Source organism: Actinocrinis sp. (assembly GCF_035938995.1).
Lineage (GTDB): Bacteria > Actinomycetota > Actinomycetes > Streptomycetales > Catenulisporaceae > DASZGI01.
Window position 1 is genome coordinate 1 of sequence record NZ_DASZGI010000358.1, and the last position, 4,725, is coordinate 4,725.

5 protein-coding genes and 1 pseudogene are annotated in these 4,725 nt (G+C 72.0%); 4 read left to right on the forward strand and 2 right to left on the reverse strand.

Going from position 1 to position 4,725, the window contains the following annotated elements:
- A partial coding sequence (locus VGZ32_RS25050) for a helix-turn-helix domain-containing protein (protein ID WP_326888649.1) occupies window positions 1-360 on the forward strand: 360 nt, incomplete at its 5' end.
- Here VGZ32_RS25050 and VGZ32_RS25055 read toward each other — a convergent pair.
- Complete coding sequence (locus tag VGZ32_RS25055) at window positions 336-740, reverse strand: VOC family protein (protein ID WP_326888650.1); 405 nt, start codon at window positions 738-740, stop codon at window positions 336-338. The two genes, VGZ32_RS25050 and VGZ32_RS25055, sit on opposite strands and share 25 nt — an antisense overlap.
- A gap of 159 nt (window positions 741-899) precedes the next feature.
- Between VGZ32_RS25055 and VGZ32_RS25060 the strand changes: the two genes are divergently transcribed.
- Entirely contained in the window at window positions 900-1,118 is a 219-nt protein-coding gene (locus VGZ32_RS25060; protein WP_326888651.1) for a hypothetical protein, read from the forward strand.
- Window positions 1,119-1,202: 84 nt separating this feature from the next.
- Here VGZ32_RS25060 and VGZ32_RS25065 read toward each other — a convergent pair whose 3' ends face one another.
- The gene (locus VGZ32_RS25065) at window positions 1,203-2,795 is read right to left on the reverse strand and encodes an alpha-amylase family glycosyl hydrolase (RefSeq protein WP_326888652.1); all 1,593 of its coding nucleotides are present in this window, start codon (window positions 2,793-2,795) and stop codon (window positions 1,203-1,205) included.
- A 288-nt stretch (window positions 2,796-3,083) separates the two neighbouring features.
- Here VGZ32_RS25065 and VGZ32_RS25070 point away from each other — a divergent pair, with 288 nt between their 5' ends.
- Complete coding sequence (locus VGZ32_RS25070; RefSeq protein WP_326888653.1) at window positions 3,084-4,103, forward strand: LLM class flavin-dependent oxidoreductase; 1,020 nt, start codon at window positions 3,084-3,086, stop codon at window positions 4,101-4,103.
- A gap of 29 nt (window positions 4,104-4,132) precedes the next feature.
- Window positions 4,133-4,725: pseudogene (locus VGZ32_RS25075) on the forward strand (hypothetical protein); the annotation flags it as partial.

Below are 4,725 nucleotides of genomic sequence, written 5' to 3' on the forward strand. Positions count from 1 at the left end.
TTGCGCGCGAACGATCCAGCCGACCCGGTCGCACGCACGGTGGCTCGCGGGCTGGCCGCGGGGGCGAGCGTCGCGGAGACCGCGCGGATCGTGGGGCTGAGCGACCGTCAGCTCTATCGGCGCAGCCTGACCGCGTACGGATACGGACCGAAGACGCTCGCCCGCATCCTTCGCTTCAACCGGGCGCTGGACCTGGCCCGCGCCGGGATGCCGTTCGCCGAGGTCGCGATCACCGCGGGGTACAGCGACCAAGCGCATCTCTCCCGGGAGGTCAGGGACTTCGCAGGCCTCTCGCTCGGCGATCTGCTCGCTCCCCCGCCCGCGCCAGGCAGCCCTCAGCCGCCGGACGCCGGGGCGTAGAGCGCCACGTCGTTGCCGTCCGGGTCGTGCAGCACGGCGTAGCGCTGGCCCCAGAACGCGTCCCAGGGCGGCAGGTGGCCGTCGTATCCGGCATTCACCATGTCGGCGTACGCGGCGTCCACCGCGGCGGGCGAGTCGTAGTGGAAAGCCAGGTTCATGCGGGCTCCGCCGCTGGGGGCGGTCCAGTGCGGGTCGAAGGAGCGGATGGTGTCCACGGTGTCCCAGGCCAGCCGCAGGCCGCCGGGCAGCACCACATCGACGTGCGGTTCCGCGTCCGCGCCGGCCGGGATCTCCACGCCGAGGCGCCGATAGAACGCCAGCGCCTTGCCCATGTCCGCGACGACGAGGCCGATCACATCCAGTTGGGGTTTGGGAGTCATGCCGCCGACCTTACGCACCCGGCGCGCGCGGCGTCTTGAAGGAATCGGACGCGCCGTTGGTGCGCCCCGGCGTACCGTCCGGCGCGGAATTCACCCGGGCGGACGCGCCCACCAGCCCGGCGGCTGGGGAAAGTGCGTCAGCAGTGGTCCACTGGAAAGGTGAGTGACTCCCCGCATCCGAACGTCGTCCTGCGCGGCGGCCCGCAGCCCGTCGGCCCGAGGCAGATCCACATCAGCGAGCCCGCCGAATCCGTGCGATGGCGCGCCGCCGACGGCTCTGGCGCCCACCTTTGGACACGCACCGGCGAGCATGAGGAGCAAAACGGCGTGATGTTGCGCGTCTACGTCTACGCGGGGCTCGCACCGGCCGAACATTGACCGGCCCACCGCGCGAGGGTCGCGCACCGACGCGCGACCCCACCCTTGCCGTGCCCGTTGTCCCCGGGCACGGCTCCGCCTCGCTCAGCGCGGTTCCGCCAACTCGAACACGCCGTAGGAGAACGGCTCGACGTCGATTGCGTGGGTACCGATAGCCACCCCGCCGTGGCCGGCCAAAAGCCGCGCCTCGGCCAGCCCGGCCACATCGAGCGACGCCGCCTTCGCGCGCGGGTTCACCACGACCAGGTGCGTGCCGCCGCGCACATACGCGAACGGGTATCCGTCGCTGAGCACTTCGACCGTGCCGCCGGTGCCGAGCGCCGGGATCTGACGCCGCAGCGCGATGAGCCGCCGGACCTGGTTCAGCAGCGAGTCCTCGTCGTTCTCCTGCTCGGCGACCGACGGGCGGTCCGGGTCCTGGTCGATCGGCAGGTAGAACTGGTCCGCCGGGGCGGTGGAGAATCCCGCGCCCGGCGTGTCGTCCCACTGCATCGGGGTGCGCGAGCCCTGGCGCGCCTGCGTGCCGAGCTGCGAGCCCTCCTTGTCCGGCAGGCCGGGGACGTACCGCATGCCGATCTCGTCGCCGTAGTAGATCACCGGCAGCGAGGGCCAGGTCAGCTGGAACGCGAAGGCCGGGGCGACCATGTCGCGGGTGCGGGTGCCGCAGGTCAGCCGGGAGAAGTCGTGGTTGGCGGTCGGCAGCGCGACGAATCCGGCCTTGCCGATGGCCTCGTCCGCCTCGGCCCAGGCGGCGAGGAAGTCGCGCATCGAGCCGCCGCCCTCGGGGGCGAAGTAGCACGACCCGACCTCGACCCAGTCCGACGAATGGCTGCCCTGGCCGTTGTCCCACAGCGAGCGCAGCGCCCGGCCGGCGAAGTGCAGGAAGAAGTCCGAGTGGATCCCGGCGACGACGGACTGCTTCGGGTCGCCCCACTCGGACAGCAGCACCCGGTCGGGGTACTCGCGGTCGATCCACTCGCGCATCTCCCGCCACAGCTCGGCGGTGGCGGAGCGGTCCGGATCGCCCTTGACCAGGGAGTACGCCATGTCCACCCGGAAGCCCGCGATGCCCAGGTCGAACCAGTGGGCCATGATCTCGCGCAGCGCGGCGCGGTTGGCCCTGGGGCCCGGGGCGTCGACCGGCTCGCGCCACGGCTCGGCCGGGTCCATCTGGGCGTAGCCGAAGTTGAGCGCCGGCTGGATCGCGTAGAAGTTCGGCAGGTAGTAGCCGGGGCGCCGGCCGGGCGAGGCGACCCACTTGTCGCCGGGCGGCTGCTCGGAGTCGCTCCAGATGTAGCGGTCGTCGCCGGGGTCGTCGGCGGAGGCGAGGAACCAGGGGTGCAGGTGCGAGGTGTGGCCCGGGACCAGGTCGAGCATGACCCGGATGCCGTGCGAGCGGGCCCGCACGATCAGGGCGGCGAGGTCGGTGTTGGTGCCGTACCGCGGCGCGATCGTGAAGTAGTCCTCGATGTCGTATCCGGCGTCCTTGAACTCGGACACGAAGCACGGATTGATCCAGATGGTGTCGACCCCGAGGCGGACCAGGTAGTCGAGGCGTGCGGCGATGCCCCGCAGGTCGCCGATCCCGTCTCCGTTGGAGTCTGCGTAGCTTTGCGGGTAGATCTGGTAGATCACCGCGTCGCCCAGCCATTCCGGGGGAGTGCTCGCCTCGGTCACAGGTCCTGCCTTTCGCCGCTGGCGGGAAGAATGCGCGGGCCGCCTAGGGTGACCGGCGCCCGTTGCCGGTCTCCATGGCGGCGCTCCTTACACAGAGTACTCGCCGACCCCCGCCGCGCCGTGGAAGGGGGCTCGGGTCGCGTGCGCACGGGAACAATCGCGCCTGGTCCGCGGGTTGCCTCTGGCGTGGAGGAGTCTGTGGTACCGCAAACGGGGCAAAACAGCACGCCGAGTCTGTCCGATCAGGTAAGAGGCATCGCACGGGGTCGTGCCGAGGTCCCGCTGTCGGTGCTGGATCTGGCGCCGGTCGGCGAGGGTCAGACCCCGGGCGAGGCGCTGGCCGCGACGACGGAGCTGGCCAGGCGGGTCGAGGAGTGGGGCTACCACCGGTTGTGGGTCGCCGAGCACCACGGCATGCCCGGCGTCGCCAGTTCCTCTCCGCCGGTGCTGCTCGCGCATCTGGCCGCGGCGACCTCCACGATCCGCCTCGGCTCCGGCGGCGTGATGCTGCCAAACCACGCGCCGCTGATCGTCGCCGAGCAGTTCGGCACCCTCCACGCGCTGCACCCGGGGCGGATCGACCTCGGACTGGGCCGCGCGCCGGGCACCGATCCGGCGACGGCGAGCGCGCTGGGCCGGCCGGCGGGGTCGGCGGAGGAGTTCCCGCAGCACGTCGCGGATCTGGCGCGGTTCCTGGACGACGCGTTCCCGCCCGGCCACCGCTACGCGGGCCTGCGCGCGGTGCCGGGCCGTTCGGGTGCGCCGCAGGAAGGGCGCCCGCCGATCTGGCTGCTGGGTTCGTCGGGGTTCAGCGCCCAGTTGGCCGGGCTCATGGGCTTGCCGTTCGCGTTCGCGCATCACTTCGCCGGCGGCGGCACGCTCGAGGCGCTCGAGCTGTATCGAGAGGCGTTCCGGCCTTCGGAGACGCTGGACAAGCCGTACGCCATGGTGAGCGTCGCGGCGATCGCGGCCGACTCGGCGCAGCGGGCGCGGTGGCTGGCCGGTCCGGCGGCGCTGTCGATGATGCGGTTGCGCCGGGGCCAGCCCGGCCGGATTCCGACGCCCGAGCAGGCGGCGCAGTATCCGTACACGCCGGCGGAGCAGGACTTCATCGACCGCTGGCTCGGCAATTTCGTGCTCGGCGACGGCGAGGAGGTGCGCCGCGGCTTGGCCGCGCTGCGCGATCGCACCGATGCCGATGAGCTGATGATCACAGCGCTGATACACGGCCCGGAGGACCGCCGCCGGTCGTATGAGCTGATCGCGCAGGCGCACGGGATGGCCGGTCTGAGAAGCAACACTCCATAAAGCCGTTCGGGGCCGGTACCGTGTCGGCCATGCTGATGCTGGTCGCGCCGGGCCCGGCACTACGCGCGCCGATCTGCGCGGCGGCGCTGCTGGGCGCCCTGGCCGCGTGTTCGACGGGCACGCCCTCGCACAACGTCGCCGCGACACGTTCGAGCGCGGCCTCGCCCTCGGCACCGAAGACCTACTCGCCGCTGGACGGCCCAACCGAGGCGGCGAGCGCTCTGCCGAAGACCTGCTCCGCGATCCTGACCGAGTCGAACCTCCAGACGGCCTTCGGCTCCCCGCAGAGTGGCGACAACACCTACGGCAGCTACGCCCCGCTGCCGAACATCGGCCGCACCGGGCGGGTCACCTGCGGCTTCGGCATCGGGATCGACGAGATGGGCAACGCGACAGATCCCGCGGTGACCGTGTCGGTGATCACGTACACAAACGCGCAGGAAGCGCTCACCCGGCTCAACGCGACGATCGGCACCAGCGTCGGGCGCGGGTCGACCTCGCAGCCGGCGTCCGTGGGCGGACACCCGGCGACGATTCTCGTCGAGCCCGCGGCCCCGGGCTCGGCGCCGTCCTCTTCGTCCGCGTCGCCACCGGCACCGGCAGGCCCCGCCTCCCCAAGCGC